Annotated in this window: 19 protein-coding genes; 3 read left to right on the forward strand and 16 right to left on the reverse strand. The window is 59.0% G+C overall.

What is annotated here, in order from left to right; all coding sequences use genetic code 11:
- Nucleotides 1-2: 2 nt before the first annotated feature.
- A complete protein-coding gene (gene ugpC / locus FY152_21055) occupies nt 3-1,127 on the forward strand; it encodes a sn-glycerol-3-phosphate ABC transporter ATP-binding protein UgpC (GenBank protein UXS34598.1) in 1,125 nt (374 codons plus the stop codon).
- A 52-nt stretch (nt 1,128-1,179) separates the two neighbouring features.
- Entirely contained in the window at nt 1,180-1,908 is a 729-nt protein-coding gene (locus tag FY152_21060) for an SDR family oxidoreductase (GenBank protein ID UXS34599.1), read from the forward strand.
- A gap of 126 nt (nt 1,909-2,034) precedes the next feature.
- Here the strand turns inward: FY152_21060 and FY152_21065 are convergent, their stop codons facing one another.
- The 16 genes from FY152_21065 to FY152_21140 form a co-directional block, all read right to left on the reverse strand.
- Nucleotides 2,035-2,823 carry an ethanolamine ammonia-lyase subunit EutC gene (locus FY152_21065; GenBank protein ID UXS34600.1) on the reverse strand — a complete coding sequence of 263 codons (789 nt, stop codon included), beginning with the start codon at nt 2,821-2,823 and terminating at the stop codon, nt 2,035-2,037.
- 3 nt (nt 2,824-2,826) lie between these two features.
- A complete protein-coding gene (locus tag FY152_21070) occupies nt 2,827-4,218 on the reverse strand; it encodes an ethanolamine ammonia-lyase subunit EutB (protein UXS34601.1) in 1,392 nt (463 codons plus the stop codon).
- 8 nt (nt 4,219-4,226) lie between these two features.
- Nucleotides 4,227-5,015: a histidinol-phosphatase gene (gene hisN / locus FY152_21075; GenBank protein UXS34602.1), complete on the reverse strand. Its 789-nt coding sequence runs from the start codon at nt 5,013-5,015 to the stop codon at nt 4,227-4,229.
- On the reverse strand, nt 5,015-5,950 hold the full coding sequence (locus FY152_21080; GenBank protein UXS34603.1) for a phosphotransferase family protein: 936 nt from the start codon (nt 5,948-5,950) through the stop codon (nt 5,015-5,017). The genes hisN and FY152_21080 overlap by 1 nt, the downstream gene beginning before the upstream one ends.
- Nucleotides 5,951-5,999: 49 nt before the next feature.
- Nucleotides 6,000-6,935 carry a phosphotransferase gene (locus FY152_21085; GenBank protein ID UXS35140.1) on the reverse strand — a complete coding sequence of 312 codons (936 nt, stop codon included), beginning with the start codon at nt 6,933-6,935 and terminating at the stop codon, nt 6,000-6,002.
- Nucleotides 6,936-6,961: 26 nt separating this feature from the next.
- Complete coding sequence (locus tag FY152_21090) at nt 6,962-8,251, reverse strand: Zn-dependent hydrolase (GenBank protein UXS34604.1); 1,290 nt, start codon at nt 8,249-8,251, stop codon at nt 6,962-6,964.
- Nucleotides 8,244-9,005 (reverse strand): DeoR/GlpR transcriptional regulator, encoded by a 762-nt coding sequence (locus tag FY152_21095; GenBank protein ID UXS34605.1) that lies wholly within the window; start codon nt 9,003-9,005, stop codon nt 8,244-8,246. Before FY152_21095 ends, FY152_21090 begins: the two co-directional genes overlap by 8 nt.
- A gap of 58 nt (nt 9,006-9,063) precedes the next feature.
- Nucleotides 9,064-10,899 (reverse strand): ABC transporter ATP-binding protein, encoded by a 1,836-nt coding sequence (locus FY152_21100; GenBank protein ID UXS34606.1) that lies wholly within the window; start codon nt 10,897-10,899, stop codon nt 9,064-9,066.
- A complete protein-coding gene (locus FY152_21105; GenBank protein UXS34607.1) occupies nt 10,899-11,816 on the reverse strand; it encodes an ABC transporter permease in 918 nt (305 codons plus the stop codon). Before FY152_21105 ends, FY152_21100 begins: the two co-directional genes overlap by 1 nt.
- A complete protein-coding gene (locus tag FY152_21110; GenBank protein UXS34608.1) occupies nt 11,816-12,796 on the reverse strand; it encodes an ABC transporter permease in 981 nt (326 codons plus the stop codon). Before FY152_21110 ends, FY152_21105 begins: the two co-directional genes overlap by 1 nt.
- A gap of 75 nt (nt 12,797-12,871) precedes the next feature.
- A complete protein-coding gene (locus FY152_21115; GenBank protein ID UXS34609.1) occupies nt 12,872-14,455 on the reverse strand; it encodes an ABC transporter substrate-binding protein in 1,584 nt (527 codons plus the stop codon).
- Nucleotides 14,456-14,995: 540 nt separating this feature from the next.
- Nucleotides 14,996-16,798 carry an NAD(P)/FAD-dependent oxidoreductase gene (locus tag FY152_21120; GenBank protein UXS34610.1) on the reverse strand — a complete coding sequence of 601 codons (1,803 nt, stop codon included), beginning with the start codon at nt 16,796-16,798 and terminating at the stop codon, nt 14,996-14,998.
- A gap of 113 nt (nt 16,799-16,911) precedes the next feature.
- Nucleotides 16,912-17,985 carry a 2,3-butanediol dehydrogenase gene (locus FY152_21125; GenBank protein ID UXS34611.1) on the reverse strand — a complete coding sequence of 358 codons (1,074 nt, stop codon included), beginning with the start codon at nt 17,983-17,985 and terminating at the stop codon, nt 16,912-16,914.
- Between the two features lie 160 nt (nt 17,986-18,145).
- On the reverse strand, nt 18,146-20,029 hold the full coding sequence (locus FY152_21130) for a sigma-54-dependent Fis family transcriptional regulator (GenBank protein ID UXS34612.1): 1,884 nt from the start codon (nt 20,027-20,029) through the stop codon (nt 18,146-18,148).
- Nucleotides 20,030-20,171: 142 nt separating this feature from the next.
- Entirely contained in the window at nt 20,172-20,498 is a 327-nt protein-coding gene (locus FY152_21135) for a tetratricopeptide repeat protein (protein ID UXS34613.1), read from the reverse strand.
- An 80-nt stretch (nt 20,499-20,578) separates the two neighbouring features.
- Nucleotides 20,579-21,658 carry a LacI family transcriptional regulator gene (locus FY152_21140; GenBank protein ID UXS34614.1) on the reverse strand — a complete coding sequence of 360 codons (1,080 nt, stop codon included), beginning with the start codon at nt 21,656-21,658 and terminating at the stop codon, nt 20,579-20,581.
- Nucleotides 21,659-21,896: 238 nt separating this feature from the next.
- On the opposite strand from FY152_21140, the gene FY152_21145 reads away from it, so the two are divergent.
- The gene (locus FY152_21145; protein ID UXS34615.1) at nt 21,897-22,874 is read left to right on the forward strand and encodes an autoinducer 2 ABC transporter substrate-binding protein; all 978 of its coding nucleotides are present in this window, start codon (nt 21,897-21,899) and stop codon (nt 22,872-22,874) included.
- Nucleotides 22,875-22,927: the final 53 nt, after the last annotated feature.

A 22,927-nucleotide genomic window follows, 5' to 3' on the forward strand; every position in this document is an offset into this window, starting at 1 on the left:
CCATGGCGACGCTTTCGATCGACAAAATCACCAAGGCCTTCGGCAGCCTGACGGTCATTCCCGAATTGTCGCTGACCATAGAGGATGGCGAATTCTGCGTGCTGGTCGGCCCCTCCGGTTGCGGAAAATCGACGCTGCTGCGCATCATCGCCGGGCTGGAGCCGATCAGCTCGGGCCGCGTGCTGGTGGATGGCGCGGATATGAGCGATGCCGAGCCGCCCGAACGCGGCGTGGCCATGGTCTTCCAGTCCTATGCGCTTTATCCGCATATGGATGTTGCCCGCAATATCGGCTTCGGGCTGGAAATCGCCCGGACGCCTACGGCTGAAATCGGCGAGCGGGTGGGCCGGGCAGCCGGGAAACTCAAGCTTTCGAACTATCTGAAACGCAAGCCGCGCGAATTGTCCGGCGGTCAGCGCCAGCGTGTCGCCATCGGCCGGGCGATGACGCGCAAGCCGAAGCTGTTCCTGCTCGATGAACCGCTTTCCAACCTCGATGCGGCCCTGCGCGTCGGCATGCGGGTGGAAATCGCACGGCTGAAGGCGGAACTCGGCTGCACGATGATCTATGTCACACATGACCAGGTGGAAGCGATGACGCTTGCCGACAAGATCGTCGTCATGAATGGCGGTCGCATCGAGCAGATCGGCTCGCCGCTTGCGCTCTACCAGCGTCCCGCCAATCTTTTCGTCGCGGGCTTCATCGGCTCGCCCGCCATGAACCTTCTGAAAGCGCGCGTTGTCGCCGTTGCAGAAGGCATCGCCACCGTGTCTCTCGCCGCTGGTCCCTCCCTCAATATTGCTGTTTCAAGGCCGCTTGAGTCCGGTGACACCGTAACCCTCGGCATCCGCCCCGAACATATTGCAATCGGTGAAGGGCAGGGCGGACAGTCCTATCAGATGAAAGCGACGATGGTCGAACTGCTCGGCAGCGATACTTTCATCCATGTCCGCGAGGGCGAGGAAACCATCACCATAAGAGACAGTTTTGGCCGCATGGTGCGCGCGGGAGACCGCATATCCATGTCATTCCCGGCCGCCGCCTGCCATCTGTTCGATGCGAACGGGCAGAGAGTGTCGCGGGATATGAAGAACCCGCAGGAAACTGAACCGGGGCGGATCAATTGAAACGTTGTGAAGGGTGCGGAATCTTCGGCACCATGAGGGAGGAAGACGGGAAATGACGGATTTTCAGGGCAGAACGATCCTTGTGACGGGCGGCAGCGGCGGTATTGGCGGGGAAACGGTGCGCCATCTCGTGCGCGCCAATGCCGATGTCATCGCGGCAGGACGTTCGCAGGAGGCGCTCGAGGCGATCGCGAAGGAAACCGGTTGCCGTACATTGACGTTCGATCTTGCCCGCGACGAGGAAATCCGCGCCGCGCTGGAGGGGCTCGATCTATGGGGCGTCGTCAATTGCGGCGGTTTCGGTGGCGAGATCGCCACGCCGATGGATACGGATATCGCCATTTTCGACAAGGTCATCACCATCAATGCGCGCGGGGCGCTGCTGGTGACGAAATATGCCAGCCAGTCCATGGTGAGGCTCGGCAAGGGCGGCGCCATCGTCAACGTGTCCAGCCAGGCCGCTCTTGTGGCGCTGCCGGGCCATATCTCCTATGGGTCTTCCAAGGCTGCTCTCGACAACATCACCCGCTGCTCGGCGCTGGAGCTCGGCCGCTACAATATCCGCGTCAACAGCGTCAATCCAACTGTCGTGATGACACCGATCTCGTCCGGCCATTGGAGCCAGCCGCATGTGGCCGAGCCTTTCCTGAAGCAGATGCCGCTCGGCCGGTGGGCCAGCGAAGCGGAAATCGCCGCCCCCATCGTCTTCCTGCTCAGTGATGCAGCCTCGATGATTACGGGTGTTTCGCTGCCCATTGACGGCGGGTTCACCTGCTGCTGATTGGCAAGTTTATTCGGCGATCATCCGAATTGTGTGGCGCATCCATCAGGTGCTCCTCCTCTCCCCCGCATCTATCGCAAGATTGCCGAAGTCAGATTCCTTTGGATGCTTCACCATGAGCACCGCTTAAAGTCGATCCGAGCTACCTCCGTTTTTAAGAAACTGGGCGACCGCAGACTTCAGCGCTACACCGCTGACGCTGGTTTTCACCATGTCCCTGACCAGCATGGAAATGATCTTGGCGGCTTCGCGGACCGGCAAACCACCATCGCGGATGTTGGAAACGCAGTTCCGTCTGGAATCCGGGTTCCCCGATTTTGGACCGTAGGTGATATAGGCCCCTAGACTGTCGGCAGCGGAGAGGCCCGGACGTTCTCCGACCAGCACGATCGTCAGTTTTGCACCGAGCGCCTCGCCGACAGGATCACCAAGCGCAACCCGAGCCTGGTTCGCAAGTACAATCGATGCAATTGACAGGTTCAGGATAGCCAGTTTTGGCACAAGCGCCTCGATCAGTGGCGCTGAGTTGAGATCGACCGCACTGGATGACAAGCCATCTGCCGCGATAATCGCCACGTCATAACCCTTGCCCGCGCCCGCCTGTTTCAGCCGCTCGGTCGATTCCGCGGCGAGCAGTCGTCCGAGATCCGGTCGTCTTACATAGATGTTGCGATCACTCGCCATGCTGTCGACCCGGACCACGGAAAGGCCGAGGCGGTTGAGCCGTTCCGTGAGCGCAGTCCTGTCAACGCTGGTCCAGACCGCTTCGCGCGCCCGCGCGTGATCGAGCAGGAAGGATAGCTGTGCTCCTGTTGGCAGACCTGCACCATGGCGCCCGAGCGAGACGCGCGCGTCGGTCATTTCCTTGAGGTTCAACCCCTGTTCGGTAACGGAGGGTTCGATCACCATTGTCATATATCAGGCTCCGATCAAATTGCTGCTGCGGACATAGTCGGAGAGCACGGCCGGCTCGCCAATCAGCGCACCGTCGCAATCCGTCAGGCCGATTTCGGAAAGCCATCTTTCGAATTCCGGCGCCGGCGGCCGTTTCAGCGTCTCGCGGCAATAGACAGCATCGTGATGCGACAGCGACTGGTAGTTCAGCATGATATCGTCGGCACCCGGCACGGTAATCACGAAATTGACATTGGCGGCGCAGAGCAGCGTCAGCAGCGTATCCATGTCCTCCTGGTCGGCATCGGCATGGTTGGTGTAGCAAACGTCGACGCCCATCGGCAGGCCCAGGAGTTTGCCGCAGAAATGATCCTCGATGCCGGCACGGATGATCTGCTTGCCGTTGAACAAGTATTCCGGCCCGATGAAGCCGACGACCGTGTTGACGAGCAGCGGATCGAACTCGCGTGCCACCGCATAGGCGCGGGTCTCCATCGTCTGCTGGTCGACGCCAAAATGCGCATCGGCGGAAAGGGCCGCACCTTGTCCCGTTTCGAAATACATCACGTTTGCATCCGCCATGCCGCGCCCCAGCGACCGTCCCGCCTCATGCGCCTCCTTCAGCAGAGCCAGATCGACACCAAAACCGCGATTTGCCTTTTCCGATCCGGCAACCGACTGGAAGACGAGGTCGACCGGAGCGCCGCGCTGGATCGCCTGGATCGCCGTGGTCACATGGCCGAGGCAACAGGTCTGGGTCGGGATCGCAAGTTTTTCCCGCAATTCGTCGAGCAACGAGACTATGCGGACATAGTCATCTGTCGCATCGGTTGCGGGATTGACGCCGATCACAGCATCTCCCGACCCCATCAACAGTCCGTCGATGGCAGACGCCATGATGCCTCGGCTGTCATCGGTCGGGTGGTTGGGCTGGTTGCGGGTGGAAAGCCGTCCTGCAAGCCCGATTGTGTTGCGAAATCTTGTCACGACGCGGCGCTTGGCGGAAACAGCGATCATGTCCTGCAGCCGCATGATCTTCGATACTGCCGCAACCATTTCCGGCGTCAGCCCCCAGGTAACGGCCTCAAGCCGGTCATGCGTTGTCTCGGGCTTGAGCAGCCATTCACGGAATTCGCCGACGGTAAGTGAGGAGACTGCGGAAAAGGCTGCCGGGTCGTGCCGCTCCGCGATCAGACGGGAAACTTCGTCTTCTTCCGACGAAATGATTTCCTCACTGAGAAATGCCTTCAAGGGCAGATCGGCCAGCGCCATCTGGGCCGCAAGCCGCTCGACCGGGCCTGCCGCGGCAATGCCAGCCAGCTGGTCGCCGGAGCGTTCCGGCGTCGCTTTAGCCAGCAGCATTTTCAGATCATCGAAGCGGAAGACAGTCCGCTCGAGCGTCGTCGTATAGGGCATTTTTTAATTTACCAGTTGAGTAGTGAGAGGGCTTCGTCGTGAAGCCTTGGAGTGGCGGACGCCAGAACTCGTCCATCGGAATGTATCGAAAGCGCATTGCCCTTCCAGTCGGTAATGCACCCGCCAGCTCCCGCGACAACGGGCACGAGAGCCATGTAGTCGTAGGGCTGAAGTCCAGTCTCGAGAGCGATGTCGCAATGGCCGGAGGCGATCAGACCATAGATGTAGCAGTCTCCACCGAAACGCCGCAGCCTGGCTTTGCGAGAGAGACGCTCGAAGCTTTCGGCTTCGCTGTCCACAAACATATCCGGTGAGGTTGTATAGAAACGTGCCTCGGACAGGCTCTCGCAGCCGCTGGTGCGGGCCTGCTTGCCGGCAAAGAGTGCCTGTCCCGGCAGTCCCTGCCACCGTTCACCGGTGGCTGGAATATCGATCACGCCGCAGAACGGCTTTTCCTCGAAAGTCAGTGAGATAAGCGTGCCGAATAGCGGAAAGCCGGTGATGAAGCTTTTGGTGCCGTCAATCGGGTCGAGCACCCAGGTGAAGGCATTGCCTTTTTTGACGCCGAACTCCTCACCATAGATACCATGGTCGGGAAAACGCGCGCCGATCATCTCACGAAGATGTTTTTCGATTTCGCGGTCGGCGATTGTCACCGGGCTTTCGTCGAGTTTTGAGATCACGTCGAGCTGCGTTCTGAAATAAGAGAGCGCCAGCGGACGCGTGGTATCGGCAAGTTCAGCGGCGAAGGCATTATATGTCGCTGCCTCTTGCGGGCTGATATCGGTGATGGGCATCAGAGTGCTTTCAGGAACAGGGGCCAACGGGGATCGTGGATGATCGATCGGGCACGCATGTGCTTCCAGATTCCGTATTTGTAAAAGTCGAAATCGAGGGTCGAGATCCGGTTCTGCACCATCGCCCAAGTGCTCCATTTGATGTCGGCAAGTGCTTTGTGGACGATGAAGCGAGCGTGGTACGACTTGTCGTAACGTCCGAAATATTCCTCGATTATCTCGCAGTCGGTTGCTTCCGAATAGAACATCTCGCCGCTCCAGATTGCGAGATCGTAGAGCCTTTCATTGTTTGATGCATATTCGAAATCGATCAGCTTGATGGACTTGTCGTCGCCGATCAGGAAATTGCCGGGCATCGGATCATTGAAGCAGGGAACGAGGTCGAGCCCCGATGCCTCAAGCGCAGCGCGTGCCTGCCGGTAGTTCCACAAGAGCCAGTCATGGTCGAGCGGCCAGTGGCCGCCAAGCTGGCGCACCTGATCGAAATGTTCCTCGATCATGTCGAAGACGGTTTTCGTGAGAGGCAGGGCAGGCGCGTCGTGAAACTGACGGTAGACGCGCACCGCTTCGTTGCGGATCGCTCTATCGGCAAAATCCCTGTGGGTCGAGGCGCGGCGACCGTCAATAAATTCGGCAATTTCGATATCGAGGTGGTCGAGATAATCGAATGTCTTCGGTCCGATGCCGATCGCTTCCGCTTGCTTGCTGGCTGCGGCTGCGGCTTTGCGGTCGATGAACATTTCGGTGCCACGGCCTGGGATTTTCAGAAAATACCCCCGCTCTTCGCCTTCAACCTCAATGCGAAAGTTGGTGTTACTGATGCCACCGGAGACAGGACGGTAGCGCAGCCTTCGTCCTTTCCATGGGGCCACCTGGACAATTGCGGCCTCAACCGCCTTTTCGGCGTCGGACCGTGCCGTTCCCAGTTCGTTCATAGGCTTGTTCCCGTTATCGTTTTAGCCTGTCGTGACGTATGGTCGTGCTCTAGAGCGATCGTAGCCTGGCCTCGAAATCCGGATGGCCAAGCAGCATCCGGCAGCGCAGGAAACGCCAGCCGGCATATTTCAGGAATTCAACGCCTTTTGGCGGCGATCGAAGCTCAAGCACGAGGCTGCGCAATGCCCAGTAGAGATCGTCTGCCGCGGCATAGACACGGCAGCGATTGAATGCCTTTTCGCTGAAGCTGCCATCATGCATTTCAAGCAGCGGCTTCATCTGGCTTTCGAACTGGTAGAGTTCGTTCATCTGCGCGCCGAGCTGATAATAGGGGTCGAGATCGGCCGCCATGTCGAAATCGACAAGTTGCAACGCACCATCGGGTCCGAGCATCACATTCGAGGAATGCTGATCGCCATGGGCGGGTTTCAGGTCCATGCCGGCGGACGAAACCGCCTCGCGGATCGGCGTCATCCAGGACAGCATCCATTCGGCATCACCGGGTAGGCTGGCATCGCCAGCCGCAACGATCGACCAGAGATGGTCGATACCTTCGAATACCGACCATGTGCGGCCGGTGGAAACGCCGGTTGCGATCGTCTTCTGCATTTCGATCAATCGGGCGACAGTTTCCGGTCGCATCAGATCGTCAATCTTCGCGGCTCGCCAGCCGTCGCCAAGCCGGGCAAACAGCGCGCTGCGGGTACCGCTATCGTAACCAACAGGCTCCGGTGAAAAACCAAGCTGATGAGAGCGGGTGGCGGCAGCATAGGCAGCCTTGCTCTCCACAAGATCGGCTACCTCGTCGGCACCCAGACGCAGGAAATAACACGCCGCGCCGTCTGCCGGTGCGACCGCAAAATTACAGGATTCGACGGCATGATAGGACGGCGATGCGACAGCCGCCGTCGTTGACTCATAGGAAGGGGTATCGCCAATCACGGCCGAAAAGGCTGACAACGCCTTCTCAGCGCGGGCTTCCATCGCTGATTGAGGAAAACCCGTTTTCTTCATTCGGCAGCCTCGCTTAATTCCGCGGCCTTCACACCTTCGCAGGCGATCTTGTAAAGCATGTCTGCCAGTATCTGCGTGCCGAGGGCCTGGTCTTCAGGGGAGGTGTATTCGGTCGGGTGGTGGATTACGCCGTCACGGCTGTGGACCGCCAGAACCACCGCCGGGCAGACATCGGAGACGGCAACGGCGTCGTGACCGCCGATCGTATCAAGATGGCGAGCGGTTTGGCCGAGATGCGCCGCAGCGCTTTCCGCGAGCGTCACCAGGCCCGGCGCGAATGTTCCTGCCTTGCGGCGGTCGATGGAGCGGACCTCTGAGGTTACGCCCGCTTTCAGCGCCGCCTCCTCGATCTTGATCTTCATCTTTCCTTCCGCCGCCGTCAGGATCTCCGGCGATCCTGAACGCAGCTCGATGAAAAGGATGGCTTCGGCCGGCACCACGTTGGGAGAATTGGGGAAGACTTCCAGGCGGCCGACGGATGTATGCAGGTCGAGGCCGTATTCCGTCGATAGCTGCTTGAGGTCGGCGATCAGATATGCCGCCGCGAGTACCGCGTCTTTGCGGTCGGCCATCGGGGTCGCGCCGGTATGGGCCTGGCGTCCCTGGAAGGCGAGGCGATATTTCGTGGCACCCCAGAACCGCGTGAAGATACCGAAGCGTTCACCGGCGCGGCTGAGCGTCGTGTCACCCTCGATGTGCAACTCGATCAATGCGTGGGGAATATCCACCTTATCCTTGCCGGCATAGCCGATCTCGTCCAGTGACTGGCGCACCGTAATGCCGTCGCCATCGCTCCGTTCCAGCGCCCATTCGAGCTCGAGGGCGCCGGTAAACACGCTGCTACCGAGTAGGCTCGGCTGGAAACGGGCACCCTCCTCATTTGTCCAGTTGACGATCTGGAAGTTGCAGGCGGACAGCCTGCCTTCCGTCTTGAGACGTTCGCTCACGGAGAGAACCGCCTCACAGGCGGCTATGACACCGAGAGCGCCATCGAAACGACCGCCGTTCGGCTGGCTGTCGATATGGGAGCCCACCATGATCACTGGCGCGTTGGCGCCGGCCAGGGTCAACTTGCCGAACTGGTTGCCAATTGCGTCGACGGCCTGTTCAAAACCGTTTTCCGCAAACCAGCGGCCGAGCCAGTCGCGCGCCATTCCATCTTCCCTGGAAAGCGTCAGGCGGGTCATCGATCCGTCTTGGCCGCCGCCAAAGGAAGAGACTGCTTCCATCAGCGACTGGAGCCTCTCGGCATTGATCGGTGCAGGGGAGGAGGAGACGTCAGGCATGTATGATTTCCACTTTGGATTGACTGAATTGATCTGAAAATTCCCGCGCCATGACGCCGCTGGTCACTACCGCATCGATATCGCTGAGGCCGAATGTGTGGATGGAGCCGAGGCGGCCGAATTTGGAGCTGTCGGCGACGACGATCGCACGTTTGGCCTGGGCCTTGGCGACCCGGCGCAGGATCGCCTCGTCTTCACCGAAGTCCATGAACCCGCGTTCCGGATGAATGGCGCTGATGGCGATGATCGCAAGATCGAAGAAATGTTCCTTCAGCGCAGCCACGGTCTCATGGCCGTAGGTTGCCTGATAGTCGGGGCGCATACGGCCGCCCAGAACCCGCACGCTTGCCTGCGGCAAATGGAAGAAGTGAGCCGCGACCGCCAGCGAATTGCTGACAACGGTCAAGTCCTTGCGGGTCTCGATATGTTTCAGGCAGGCAAGCGTCGTCGTTCCTGTATCGATGAAGACCTTCATACCGTCTTCGACGAGAGACGCTGCGGCCTCGCCGATCTTGGCTTTTTCGCGGGAACTGACGCGCAATCGATCCGTAAAAGGCTGATCGCTTTCCTGCTGGTCGAAAACCGCACCACCATAGATGCGGCGCGCATAACCGCGCATCTCGAGTTCCTTCAGGTCGCGCCGGATCGACTCCTGGCTGACCTGCAGATGATCGGCAAGTTCCCTTACATTGACGCGCTGGGTCTGCTTCAGCATGTCGAGGATGAGCTTGAGGCGATGTTCAGTGAAACTCATGAATGCACCCTGGATTGTAGTGATTGTCGCGGCCCCTTCAGTGGTGCCGCAACCATGTTCAGGCCGTAGCCATTAGACGGGTTTCGTCATCGAGAGCCAATGGCTGGATGAGATGACAGGCGGCGAAATCCTGGCGGCCACGTGCGGTAAGGACGGGCTGCAGGCTGCCGCATCGTTGCATCGCACGCGGACAGCGTGACTTGAAGCTGCAACCCGGAGGAATATCGATCGGGCTTGGCGGTTCACCTTCCAGCAGGCAGTCTTCCGGCTGGTAGCGGCGTGCTTCAAGGGTCGGCATCGCACTGAGAAGCGCCATTGTGTAGGGATGCCCAGGATCGAAGAACAGCCGCTCGTTATCGGCCAGTTCGAAGACCTCGCCGAGATACATCACCGCCACCCGGTTGCAAACCTTGCGGACCATCGCAAGGTCGTGGGAAATGAAGATGTAGGTGAGGTCGTATTCCCTCTGCAGCTTCTGAAAAAGATCGAGAAGCTTGAACTGTTCCGTCTGGTCGAGGGCGGACAGCGTTTCGTCCATGATCAGGATTTCAGGCTCGAGAACCAGTGCACGGGCGACGTTGATGCGCTGGCGCTGGCCCGCACTCAGACCGAGCGGCAGTTCTTCGTAGAGGTCGGCGGAAAGACCGACTTCACCCATCACCTTGAGTACGCGCTCACGGATATTCGCGCTATCCTTCCATCCGTGGGTGCGAAGCGGCCCTTCGAGCATCTTTCCAACCGATGTGCGTGGCGGCAGCGAACCAAAAGGGTCCTGCAATACCATCTGCAGCTTCTTGCGAAAGGTAAGAAGGTCCTTGCCGCCGAGCGTGGCGATGTCGTCCTTGCCACACAAGACCTGCCCGGAACTCGGCAGTTCCAGCCGGCTCAGAAGCCGCATGAGCGTCGACTTGCCACAACCCGATTCACCGACGATTGCGAAGCTGTCGCCGCGGCGAACGTCGAAGGTGACGTTGCGAACCGCACGGACATGGTTGAAGCCGCCGAATCCGGTCTTCTTCTTCACCTTGTAGACCTGCGAGGCGTCGCGCAGGCTCAGGACAATGTCGCGCTTGTCTGCAAGGCGCGGCATCTCGGTCTCTTCGATCCAGATCTTCGGCGTCTGTTCGACAAGCTCCTTCGTATAGGCATAGGCTGGGGCAGCGATCAGCTTTTCGGTTGCCTGCTCTTCAACGATGCGGCCTTTCTCCATGACCAATATCCGGCTGCAGGCTTCGCGGGCAACGGGAAGCGAGGAAGAGATGAACAGCACAGCGGTATCGAAACTATCAGTCAGTTCCTTCATCAGGCGGATGACCTGGGCTGCGACGGTGACGTCGAGCGGTTGGGTGACATTGTCGGCAATCAGCAGCGCCGGGTTTGTTACCAGCGCATCAACGATCAGTGCCCGTTGCATCATGCCGCCGGAAAACTGCCAAGGATAATCACTGAAGCGACTGCGTGCCGAAGGAATACGGACGGCTTCCAGAAGCTCTATCGTGCGCTTTTCCGCCTCCTGCCGGGAGGTGCCTGGAACGACAGCACGCAGTTTCTCGACGATCTGTGAGCCGACCGGCAGCGTCGGATCGAGTGCGCCCATCGGATTAGCGCCGACATAGGCGACCCGGCGGCGCAGGATCCGCATCTCGTTCTCGGAGATGCCGTAAATATCCTTGCCTTCGAAGAGGACGTTGCCGGAACGGACGGAAAGGGGCGGTTCCAGCCAGTTGACGACGGCCTTCGACAGCACCGTCTTGCCGGCGCCGCTCGCCCCGACGACACCGACGATTTCTCGCGGCGCAAGGCTGAAGGAGATATCGTTCAGAATGATCTTCGCCTTATCCGAGCGACCGGCGTTAACGGTGAGGTTTTTCAGTTGAAGAAGTGGCGCGATCATCACTCTGACCCTCCGTGGATGGTGTTGCGGGCCCGCTCCAGCGAAGCGCCTATGAGATTGATGCTGGTTAGCGTGAGGCCGAGGAAAATGCCGGGCATGGTGGCGATCCACCATGCATTCAGAAGATATTTGCGGCCGTCGGCAATGATGTTGCCGAAGGTCGGTGTCGGCGGCTGGACGCCGAGGCCGAGGAAGCCGAGCGTCGATTCAAAGATCATCATGCGCGCCACATCAAGCACCGAGGTGAAGATCACGGGTGGCAGGAGCAGCGGCAGAAGCAGGCTGATGATGATGCGGAAATCGGTCGAGCCTCCCAGTTTCGCAGCCCGCACATATTCCCGCTGCCTTTCCGTCATCACGATGCTGCGCATGATGCGCGCATAAACCGGCCAGCTTGACAGACCGAGCACCAGGACGATGGCCGGAATTGTCGGGCGCGATACGCCGAGAACGGCGATTGCCAGAATGATCATCGGGATAGACAGCTGCGCATCGGTCAGGCGCATGATCAGCATGTCGATGCGACCGCCGAAATAACCGGCAATCGTGCCGAGAGCGCAGCCGATGATGAGTGTCACGGCAATCGATGCAATACCGATCAGGAAGGAGTAACGCAGGCCGACAAGCGACCTCACCAGCATGTCGCGGCCGATCTGATCGGTGCCGAGCGGGTGGCCCCAGCTCCAGTTGTCACCGAGGAAAAGCGGCGGCAGAAGCCGGGCCTTCACATCCATCTTGGTCGGGTCGATGCCACTGATTTCCGGATAGAGCGCGGCGGCGATCGCAAGCAGCAGGAAGATTGCAAGGCCGATGCGGAAACCCGGTGTCGATGCGGCGCGATCGAATATGCGGCGCGCAATCGAGCGGCTTGCCATTTTCGATGTCATCGGGGTGTCGAGTGCGGATGTGATGGACATCAGTATTCAAGCCTCGAATCGATGGTGGTTGCGATGAGATCGACAACAATGTTGATCAACACAAAGATGGCGCTCGTGACGATCGCTATCCCCTGGATCAACGGAAAGTCGCGCTGCAGCACGGCATTGATGGTCAGAAGGCCGAGCCCGGGATAATCGAAGATATATTCAACGATGATGACGCCGCCGAGCAGGCTGGAAAATTGCACGCCGAGCAGGTTGAGAAGCGGCACCGAAGCGTTGCGCAGCGCATGGTTGGAGATGATCCTCGAACGGCTCAGGCCACGTACGCGGCCAACCGACACATAGGGCTCCATCATCTGGCCGGATACGGAACTGACCAATGTGCGGATCAGTACGGGAGACAGTTCCACCGCCAGCACTATTGCTGGCAGGATAGTGTAGGCAAAGCCCTGATATCCAATTGCAGGCAGCCATCCGAGCTTGACCGAGAAGAGCAATGCCAGAACGATGCCGAGCCAGAAATTCGGTAGCGAGATAAATATCGATGATATGTAAAAGGCGAGCTTGTCCGGCCACCTGCCGATTGAAAGCCCGCCGGCGATACCGATGATTGCCGAGAAGATCAGTGCGATCACCAGCGTCACGGCCGCCAGTTGAAGCGTCATTGGAAGTGCATCGAAAATCAGGTCGAAGACTTTTGCTCGTTCGCCGCGAGTTGTGTCGTTGAATGTCGCGCCACCGGTCGAAGCGCCGTTTGCCGGGCGCACAAAGGACTGGCCGAGATCGCCGCGAACCACGCCGCCCATATAGCGACCGAATTGCACCAATATCGGATCGCGAAGACCCATGTCGGTCGCGATCTTTTCGATCAGTGCTTCGGGCGCCATGCCACCCGCCATGAGGCGCACCGGGTCGCCTGGCACCACCCGCAACAGGGTAAAGATCAGCAAGGACACAAGGAATATGATGATGGCGCCCTGAACGAGGCGGCGCATAAGGAAGTTCACGGCAAACATTCAGTCACTCCGCTCGAAAAGCCACGGGCAAGTCCACACGCCGCCGGATGGTGCGCGGCGTGTGGCTGATGACGGTCAGGCAGCAGGCTTGGCGGCGTCTATCGATCCGTCGGGATAGATGTACATGCCCTCAAAGTCCTTCTGCATTGCGTGGATCATCACGGATGTGAAAAGCGAGAGGGCCGGCATCTTGGAAGCGATGAGCGGCATTGTTTCTTCCTGGAGGATTTTCTGGCGTTCTTCCAATGTCGGTGCAGAACGCTCCTTGTCGAGGCTGGCATCGATCTCCTTGTCCTCAATGCCGCAAATGCGGTGCGAGGTGGAATGGAAATGGGTGCGGAGAACGAGATCCGGTTCCGGAGAAGCTGTCGACCAGCCGCAATCGACCATATGACCCGGGCCGCCGCCGGGGCGATGGTAGAGCTGCTCGTTCCAGGCTGCCGGCTCAAGCACCGTCAGGCTGACGTTGAAGCCCTGCTCCTGTAACATGGCAGTCAGCATCTCACCGTACTCCTTGGTTTTCGGGTAGAAGCCAACGGAGGTGATGTATTCAAGCGGGGGCAGTCCCTTGCCGTTCGGGAACCCTGCCTCGGCAAGCAAAGCCTGTGCTTTCTCCGGGTCGAATTTTGGATAATTCGGCAGGTCGACATACCCAAATTTGACCGGCGAGACAAAATTTGACGAGGCATGTCCGGCCGAGCCCATCAGCTCCATGATCATGTCACGATCAATCGAATGGCAGGCGGCAAGGCGGATGCGCGGATCGTCGAAAGGAGGTTTGGAGCAGCGAAACCACAGATATTTGTTTTCGACCGAAACGACCTTGTTGATGTAGATCGCGGGATTGTCCTTGATGGAATCCACCTGTTCGGGCTCCAGGCGCTCAACGATTGAGGCCTGGCCATTCATCAGCGACAGCATGCGGGTGGTGGAATCGCCGGTGAAGGTGAAGTTAATGCCGGGGATGGCCGGCTTGCCTTTGAAGTAGCCGTCAAAGGCCTGCATCACGGTGTCGTTGCCGCGCTGTTCGACGAATTTGAACGGACCGGTGCCATTGAGCCGCTGGGAGAGTGGGCCGCCGGGGCCACCAGCGACATCCTTGGCCGACATGATCGGCAGGAAGGATGCAAGAAATACGAAGAGATGGGCAGGATAGCCACCCTTCGATGTGTCGACGATGACGGTGTAATCGTCAGGTGTTTCGATCGTCAGCGTCTCGGTCGGGCCGGGATACCACTGCGCGGGACGATCTGCCCGGGAACCATATTCGAACGTTGCCTTGACATCCTCTGCCTTGAACGGCTTGCCGTCATGGAAGACGATGCCTTCGCGCAGCTTGATCTGCAGTCGGTGAGGGTCAAGTAATTTGATATCTGTCGCCAGTTCGTAAACGACCGCTCCCGGATCATCGAGTTTCATCGGCGTGCGGGTAAGAAAGCCCATCACGAAACCTTCGATATTTTTCTGCGAAAGAGTCGTGTGAGCGGTCGGATCCCAGTTGCCGGTGATGTTTTCGGCCGACAGGAAGGTCATGGTCTTTGCGGTCTGCGCGAAGGCCGACGAGATGAAGAAGTCAGGATTAATCTGCATATAGCCGGCGACGGCGGCTGCGCCCACGGATCCTTGCAGGAAGCGACGACGATTGATTTCCGAACACATCGAGTTCCCCTTTTTTTCTCTTGAAAACCGTCATATCAGTCAAAACGGTCAAATCAGTCATAAGCAAAAGGCGTGCCAACTCGAAAAAATCGCGGAAATCCGCGATTCAGAGCAAAGTTTTTGTGGGATTTGACCATTTATTGGTCGAATGAGAAGGAATTAATCGGCGGGTGTTGTCAGTCGTGACGCTGCTTTCCGCTATGAACAATTCAAAGCCGCCTAATTTAACGACACTGTCGAAACATTCGGGCGAGCGATGCTCGCCTGTTTCTGGCCCAGTTTCGAGAATGGAACTGGCGATTGAACCGCTCATACAGCCGAAGCGCTAGCCCAATATCAGTCACTGCGCGGGCGATTCCTTCATATGAGCATCAACAGCGGTCGCTGAAAGTTCATGCTAGGCATACCGAGCTTGTTTCAGCAAACCGGCTTGAAATGGCGATACCGCTCCTGACTGGTGGTAATGGTGCAAAGCTTTATCGTTTCCAGCGTTCAAATTACCGGCCCGTCTCAATGAGGCGGGCCGATGCTTGGGCCGGATCAGGACAGATGGTGCGGCTTATGCTGCCCATAAACCGGTGTCTTCAGGCCAACCTGCCTGGCTTTGAGCTGGAGCGACAGATATTGCGAGTAATGGCGGGACTGATGCAGGTTGCCGCCGTGGAACCATAGGGCCTGCTGTTGGGTCGGCTTCCACATATTGCGCTGTTCACCTTCCCATGGTCCAGGGTCCTTGGTTGTGTCGGAACCGAGCCCCCAGCATTTGCCCACCTTGTCCGCCACCTCACGTGAAATCAGATCGGCCGCCCAGCCGTTCATTGAACCATAACCGGTCGCATAGACCACCAGATCGGCGGGCAGTTCCGTGCCGTCCTTTAGCACAACAGCATTTTCCGTCAGGTGCGAGATATCCACCCCGGATTTCAGCTTGATCGAGCCGTTGATTACGAGGTCACAGGCCCCGACATCGATGTAATAACCCGACCCACGGCGCAGATATTTCATGAACAGGCCGGACTCGTCATCGCCGAAATCGAGCATGAAGCCAGCCTTCTCCAGTGCGGCATAAAAATCGGCATCCTGTTCGCGGATTCGGTTGTAAACCGGAACCTGGAATTCATGCATGATCCTGTAGGGCAAGGATGCGAAGATAAGGTCCGCCTTACGCGTCGTCATGCCGCTTGCCACAGCCCGCTCGGAATAGAGGTCGCCGAGACCGATATCCATCAGCGAGTCCGATTTGACGATATGGGTGGAGGAACGCTGCAGCATGGTAACATCAGCCCCGGCCTCCCAAAGTGCTGCGCAGATGTCATGGGCGGAGTTGTTGGAACCGATGACAACGACCTTCCTGCCGGCATAGGCGTCCGGACCCGGATGCTGCGAGGAATGCTGCTGCTCGCCCTTGAAGATATCCTGGCCGGGTAGTTTGGGAATATTCGCCTTGCCGGACATGCCGGTCGCCAGCACCAGCTGTTTCGGCCGCAGCACGACCTCCTTGCCGGCGCGGTCGACAACCACGGTCCATTCGCCCGTCGCTTCGTCATATTGGGCCGACTTGCAGGTGGTGGAGCCCCAATAATTCAGCTCCATGACCTTTGTATACATTTCCAGCCAGTCACCCACCTTGTCCTTGGGCGTGAAGACCGGCCAGTTTTCCGGGAAGGGAATGTAGGGCAGGTGATCGTACCAGACGGGGTCATGCAGGCAGAGCGACTTGTAGCGCTTGCGCCAGCTGTCGCCCGGCCGTTCATTCTTTTCGATGATGATCGTTGGCACGCCGAGCTGGCGCAGGCGGGCGCCGAGTGCAATGCCACCCTGTCCGCCACCGATGATGACGATATAGGGCTGTTCCGAATAGCCGAGTTCGGCGGCCTCAGTCTCACGTTTTTCTTTCCAGGTTCGGCGGTTGCGGTCATGGCCGTGTTCGGCGCCCATGGGCCGGCGAATGCCTTTCGGTTCTTCGTGGCCCTTGAGTTCGCTCATTGTGGTGAGCAGGGTCCAGATGAGCCCGTCCTTCAGGCGGATGTGGCCATAACCACGGGCAACCCCGGTTTCGAACTCGAACCAGCCTTCGGTGACACCGCCACCTTCCGAAGCCTGCTCCTTCACATCCTGCACGAAGCCCGAGGGTTTGGTGGCGGAAAGCTGGCTCGTCAGCATGTCGCGGATTTGCTCACGGCCCTCCAGTGTCTTCAGGTTCCAGGTGAAAGTCACGAGATCGCGCCAGTAACAATCGGCCTGAAACAGGTTGACGGCCGCGTCTATGTCTCCATTTTCCAGCGCATTGCCGAGTTTGGAAAGAACCGTGTCGATTTTGGTGGCGGGACTGACATCAAGCATATTCATCTCCTCCAAGGTGCTTGGTCTGATGGTGGAGCGACGAAATCGCCGCCCCCGAAAGCTAGTGGCCTCCGCATGCCGGGCTCCTCTTCCCGGCAAACAGAGGCAAAAGCCTATTTCGAAAGATCGATCAGGATCTTCAGATGGGTGCCGGCGGGGTCGAGCAGGGCGTCAAATCCCTCCGACACGGCCGTATCGAGCGTGATGCGTTTGGTAACGATCTTCGTCGCCGGCAGCAGCCCGGAGGCGATGAGCCGGATGACCCGCGGCCAGTAATGGGTCGGATAGGCCCATGAGCCCTTGATCTCCAGGTCGCGGAATGTCACCTGGAACCAGTCGATCGGGTTTTCATGCGGATGCAGCCCGGTCTGGACGACGACGCCCTGTTTGCGCACCGCATCGACGCAGGCCTTGAGCGCATGTTCATTGCCCACGCATTCAATGGCGACATCGCAGCCCACATTGCCTTCCGTTGCCGAGCGCACGACATCGCCGACATTCTCCCGCTTCGGGTTGATGGTGATGACATCGGGAATGACGCTGCGGGCAAGGTCAAGACGGGCATCATTGAGATCGGATACAAAGAGCTGCGCGGCGCCGGCCGCACGCGCTGCCAGAAGCGTCAGCATGCCGATCGGGCCGGCGCCTGTGACCAGAACGCTGTTACCGGCGGTGACTCCGCCGCGGTCGCAGGCATAAACGGCGACGGCCGAAGGTTCGACAAGTGCCGCCTCTTCATCCGTCATCCCGTCGGGAATCTTCTGGACGTTATATTCGTTGACGAGTGCGGCTTCCGCCATGCCGCCGCCATCCCAGCTGAGACCGACCAGCGCCAGCTGCGTGCTGAGATGAAATAGGCCACGATCCGCGAAATAATCGCCGGATCGCGGCATGACAAGCGGCTGTATCGAAACGCGGTCTCCCACCTTCACCGAAGTCACGCCTTCGCCGATGGCCTCCACGACACCGCCGAATTCGTGACCGAGGATTTGCGGGCCATAGGCGCCGGTAAAGGGGTGCGGTTCGGTGGGTATGAAGATCGGGCCGTAACTATATTCATGCAGATCGGTGCCGCAGATACCAACGAACCGGTTACGGACGAGAACCTGTCCCGGCCCCGGCCGTTTCGGCTCGGGAATGACTTCAACCCGCAGGTCCTTTGCTGCATGAAATCTGAGCGCGCGCATGTTTTCTCCTCAATGGCTCTTGATGCCGGAGAAGGTGCAATGCCCGTGCCAGCACGGTTTGCCGTGCCGGAAGCCCAAAATTGCGGGGTTTTACCAGAATGCCGGTTTTGTATGGCGCCACAGCTGTGGCGCAACAGGCGTGGCGTATGCCTCACTTGTTCTAGTGAGGTTTTCCGATGCCGAGGCGTCGCATTCGCCGGTGCATCGTCGTGCGATCAATGCCGAGCCGGCGTGCGGCCTCCGACACATTGCCGTTGCAGGCGGCGAGAAGCGCGCCGAGGTCCGCGCCATGACTGTCAATCAAGGTTGCTGACGTTGCGGAGGCGAGATGATCGGGAAGGTCTTCCGCCGTAATCAGCCCGTCGTCGCAAAGGGCAGCGGCAAAGGCTATCGCGTTGTCCAGCTCGCGGATATTGCCGGGCCAGCGATGGCCGAGGATCAACATCCGGGCGGCGTTGGACAGCGTGAGGGGACGATCAGGCAGCCCATGTTTTTCGAGAATTTTATTGAGTAGCCAGAGGAAGTCATCACGCTCGCACAGCGCCGGCAAGGTCAACACGGCCGCATTCAGACGGTAATAGAGATCTTCGCGGAATGCACCGGTGCGAACCATGTCGCTCAAGGGGCGGTGCGATGCCGAAATTACCCTGAAATCCACCTTCTGCGGTGTGGAGCCACCAACGGGCAGGATCTCGCCTTCGGCCAGCACCCGCAACAGCCGACTTTGTGCCGCAAACGGCATGTCGCCGATCTCGTCGAGGAAAAGCGTCCCGCCCTGCGCCTCTTCCACCAGTCCCTTGCGTCCTTTCGCCAACGCGCCCGTGAAGGCCCCGGGCAGATAACCGAACAATTCGCTCTCGATCAGCTGTTCGGGAATGGCGGCGCAATTGACAGCGACGAAGCGCCCGGAAACGCCGCTGGCGTCATGGACGATACGTGCGAGATGCTCCTTGCCGGTTCCGGTCTGGCCCTGCAGTAGGATCGGCAGTTTTGCAGGCGCCAGTTTTTCCACCTTGCGCCTGAGATTTCGAACCGCCGGCCCATCGCCGCCGATCTCTGTCATGACTGGCTGGGATTTTGGACGGGCAAGCGGCACGGTCGACCGGCGTTGTTGCGGTTCGATCGCGTGCGCATAAAGAACCGTGCCGTCCTTCACGACGATGCGCCTTTCCTGCGGCAGGCTTGACCGGGTGAGGGAAGCAAGTTCGTCAAAGCCGGCTTCGAAAAACTCCTCCACCCGCTCCCCGAGGAGACGTTCCGGCATGCGCCAGTCAAGCCCGCGCGATGCGGCGAGAAGGCGGGCGGCGGCATGCGTCATGCCCGTAATCCGGCCGGAACCATCCACCGACAGGGCCGCTTCGGGATCGACATCCAGAAATTCGGGGGCGCCTGCAAAGCGCAGCACGAGATCATGACGGCTGCTGGCCATCAGATTTGCCAGTTCGATTCTTCGCACGGTCGATGAAACCAGATGGCGCGCCATGTTCTGGCTCGTCTTGAGGATCGGTGAACTCAGGAGCGAAATATCCAGCACCGCCGTCAATGCGCCCTGCGTATCGTAGATCGGCGCAGCCGTGCAGGAGAGTGGCGTATGCGTCACATCGAAATGGTCGGTCTGATGGATCGTCAGCGCCTCGCCGGTGGCGATGCAGGCGCCGACGGCGCAGGTGCCGGCACGCGGTTCCGACCATTCCGAGCCGAGGTAAAGCCCGGCCTTGCGGAGATTGTTATTGAATGACGGGTCGCCCAGAAACTCGACCGTCACCCCTTGTCGATCCGAAAGAAGAAGAACGTAATTTTGCTCCGCCACCTGCCGATACAGTCGTTCCAGGCCGGAACGGGCGATATGGACGAGGTCTTCCGCCCGCTGGCGGTGCTCACGCAGACACGTCTCCGAGACGATGACCGCTTCTCGCGCCTTTGCTGGATCCAGCTGATAGGTATCAAGACAACGCCGCCAGGATTCGAGCACCACCGCATCCCGGCCGGTGTTCCTGCCTTGCCCGACGTGCTCGATTTCCTTGATGTGATCAGAAAAACCCATAAACCACCGGCTCTGGACAGCCGCCTCCCGTGATTTTTCAGGCGATCATAGCCAGTTTTATGAAATCTGGCTAACCTTCCGGCGATTTTTTAGCGCATGGGCTCGATTGCTGCGGCAACGAATCGACCGGGTTCGCGTCTCGTCAACTGACACCCTTCAGGCTGCGTGACCGCAAACGTCGCAGCCGGACTTCCATCTGCCTCTTGGCCTGAATGTCGCCTCGCCTGATGGCCACCAAGATGCCTTCCACCCATGCCGCAATGGCGCCGTCGTCATCTCCCAGCCGTGCGCGACATTCGCCGAGTTCGGCCCAGACCGCGGAATAGTCGGGATCCTGCCGGATGGCCGCCTGGAGATGATGGGCGGCATCTTCGAACTGCCCCGTCGTAGCCAGAGACTTCGCGATTGAAAAGCGCAGGAGCGGACCGTCCCGTCCGTCTTCAAGCATTCTCATGAGTTTTTCTATCATCACTATCCCGTTGCAATGGTGAAGCACCCTGCAATCGGTACGACCTCAAGCGCTGTTGAGGTCAAGTGGCATTTCGCTTGTCATCGCGCCATGCGGCGTAATGCAAGGGGATCCCATATGTCATCGAGCGGGCCTTCGAGAGCGGTTCGCGGCGGAATGAGTGTCGGTTCGATAATGGTGACTTCGGGCTCGGTCCGGTTCTCTGCCAGAAGTTCGAAGCCCTTGTTGAGCATCTGCGCTATATCCGGCTTGATCATGTAGACCGGGAAAGGAAGGAACGATGCGAACGGGTCGTAGTCAAAACAGCCGACAACGATGTCGCCAAACGCCTCGCCGTCATGACGCCCCATGAAACGCAGCAGGCCTTCGAAATTGATCGATGAATTGACGAAAAAGCAGCGGGGCAGGCGGCCTTTGCGTTCAAAGAAACGCTCGAAAGCCAGTTCCGTCATGCGTGGCGAATAGCCGGTGATCTCGATATCATCCCCGTTATCGACCCCGAAATAGGCGGCCTTGGTGGCATGGAAGCCATCTATACGGGCGCGGCTGGCGTGGTCGTCATGACCGCCGAACAGGATGACGTCGTCAGGGCCGAGAGGTCCGCCTTTTTCCGCATGGGCAAGGATTGCGGATGTCAGTATTTCCGCACCGTGCCTGTTGTCGGAAATGACGGAGGGTACGAATTTGCCGGGAAGGTCGATATTGACATGCGGCAGTGCCGCGCGGGCGCAGACCTGGTGCACGCCATCGGGATCGGTCGCGCCCGCAATGAAGAGGGCATCGATCGAATAGGCGATCAGGGTCTCCACGGTGCGGCGTTCTTCCTCGGGATCGCGCCGCCCGGAGACCACCATGGGCGACAGGCCGCGTTTGCGGGCCTGCCCTTCGAATGTCTGCGCCATCGATGAAAAGAACCGGTTGTCATAAATGGGTACCAGAAGCCCGACGAGACCGGATTTTGAACTCCTCAAACCGCGGGCCTGCAGGTTGGTGGTGTAGCGATGCGCTTTGGCGAGCGAGAGAATCTTATCGGCAGTCTCCTCCGAAATCCGCCGTTTGCGCCATGATCCGTTCAACACCGCGCTCACTGTCGAGGCTGATGCGCCCGACAATATCGACAAGTCATAAATGGTGGCTTTCTTGGAAGTTATACCCGTCACTGTGATCTCCCCAACTGATTCCAATTATTAGAGCACACATCCCCTTGACGGAAGGGCGCTTCATGATATGGTTATTGCACCATCGATTGTGCAACTTGGCAATATCGATTGTGCAAGATGGTTGCTGTGGGAGTGGCAAGGGAGAGTCTCGAATAAGCGAGATGAGAAATTTTGAACGCGCCAGATGAAAAATGGCTGCGGCGGGTTTCGTTTGCCTAGTTTTTTGAGGAGGAGCATCATGAAGAAAATTATTGTTGCAGCGGTCGGCCTGTCGCTCGCGCTGCTCTCGTCCGTAGCCTTCGCCGAAGGGCCGAAGGTGGGCGTCGTCGTCAAGATCGGTGGCATTCCGTGGTTCAACGCCATGGAGGCCGGCATCAAGGAGCAGAGCAAGAAGCTCGGCGTTGACGGTTTCATGGTCGGCCCGACCAGCGCCGATCCCGCCCTGCAGGTCCGCGCCATCGAAGACCTGATCGCCCAGAAGGTCGATTTCATTGGCGTGGTGCCCAATGATGCAAAGGTGCTGGAGCCGGTACTGAAAAAGGCCCAGGCCGCCGGCATCAAGGTCATCACCCATGAATCGCCCAAGCAGCTCGGCGCCGACTGGGATTTCGAACTGGCTTCTGCCAAGGGCTTCGGCGAGGCGCATGGCAAGCTCTTGGCTGAAAAGATGGGCGGCAAGGGTTCCTATGCCGTGTTCGTCGGTTCGCTTACGGTTCCGCTTCATAATGCCTGGGCGGATGCCGCCATCGCTTATATCAAGGCCAATTATCCGGACATGAAGCTCGTTGGCGATCGCTACGGTGTCGCCGAAGACCTCGACAAGAGCCGTTCGACGGCGCTTGACCTGATGTCCGCCAATGCCGATCTGAGCGGTTTCCTCGCCTTCGGTTCGCAGGGACCGATCGGTGCCGGGCGCGCCGTTGAAGAGCGACGCAAGGATGGCAAGGTCTTCGTCATCGGCCCGTTCTCGCCGGGGCAGGGCGCAAAGCTGATCAAATCAGGGGCGCTGACTGGTGGATTCATGTGGAACCCGAAACAGGCTGGAGAGGTCTTCATCACGCTCGCCGACCGTATCGCCAAGGGTGAGACACCCAAGGCCGGCGACAATATCGAAGGTCTTGGCACCATCAATCCCGAGGGTAACACAATCGTTGTCGACCAGCTTTTGAAGATCGACAAGGAAAGCATCGACAAGCTCGTTTCCATGGGCCTCTGATCCTCCCCAAGGCCAAGGCGTCGCGCGAGGTGTAATACTCGCGCGACGCCTCA

It is taken from the genome of Agrobacterium tumefaciens, assembly GCA_025560025.1.
In the GTDB taxonomy this organism is placed as follows: domain Bacteria; phylum Pseudomonadota; class Alphaproteobacteria; order Rhizobiales; family Rhizobiaceae; genus Agrobacterium.

Coding starts and splice junctions, on each gene's coding strand:
- ugpC (UXS34598.1), top strand. CDS start 3: ATGGCGACGCTTTCGATCGACAAAATCACCAAGGCCTTCGGCAGCCTG.
- FY152_21060 (UXS34599.1), top strand. CDS start 1,180: ATGACGGATTTTCAGGGCAGAACGATCCTTGTGACGGGCGGCAGCGGC.
- FY152_21065 (UXS34600.1), bottom strand. CDS start 2,823: ATGACAATGGTGATCGAACCCTCCGTTACCGAACAGGGGTTGAACCTC.
- FY152_21070 (UXS34601.1), bottom strand. CDS start 4,218: ATGCCCTATACGACGACGCTCGAGCGGACTGTCTTCCGCTTCGATGAT.
- hisN (UXS34602.1), bottom strand. CDS start 5,015: ATGCCCATCACCGATATCAGCCCGCAAGAGGCAGCGACATATAATGCC.
- FY152_21080 (UXS34603.1), bottom strand. CDS start 5,950: ATGAACGAACTGGGAACGGCACGGTCCGACGCCGAAAAGGCGGTTGAG.
- FY152_21085 (UXS35140.1), bottom strand. CDS start 6,935: ATGGAAGCCCGCGCTGAGAAGGCGTTGTCAGCCTTTTCGGCCGTGATT.
- FY152_21090 (UXS34604.1), bottom strand. CDS start 8,251: ATGCCTGACGTCTCCTCCTCCCCTGCACCGATCAATGCCGAGAGGCTC.
- FY152_21095 (UXS34605.1), bottom strand. CDS start 9,005: ATGAGTTTCACTGAACATCGCCTCAAGCTCATCCTCGACATGCTGAAG.
- FY152_21100 (UXS34606.1), bottom strand. CDS start 10,899: ATGATCGCGCCACTTCTTCAACTGAAAAACCTCACCGTTAACGCCGGT.
- FY152_21105 (UXS34607.1), bottom strand. CDS start 11,816: ATGTCCATCACATCCGCACTCGACACCCCGATGACATCGAAAATGGCA.
- FY152_21110 (UXS34608.1), bottom strand. CDS start 12,796: ATGTTTGCCGTGAACTTCCTTATGCGCCGCCTCGTTCAGGGCGCCATC.
- FY152_21115 (UXS34609.1), bottom strand. CDS start 14,455: ATGTGTTCGGAAATCAATCGTCGTCGCTTCCTGCAAGGATCCGTGGGC.
- FY152_21120 (UXS34610.1), bottom strand. CDS start 16,798: ATGCTTGATGTCAGTCCCGCCACCAAAATCGACACGGTTCTTTCCAAA.
- FY152_21125 (UXS34611.1), bottom strand. CDS start 17,985: ATGCGCGCGCTCAGATTTCATGCAGCAAAGGACCTGCGGGTTGAAGTC.
- FY152_21130 (UXS34612.1), bottom strand. CDS start 20,029: ATGGGTTTTTCTGATCACATCAAGGAAATCGAGCACGTCGGGCAAGGC.
- FY152_21135 (UXS34613.1), bottom strand. CDS start 20,498: ATGATAGAAAAACTCATGAGAATGCTTGAAGACGGACGGGACGGTCCG.
- FY152_21145 (UXS34615.1), top strand. CDS start 21,897: ATGAAGAAAATTATTGTTGCAGCGGTCGGCCTGTCGCTCGCGCTGCTC.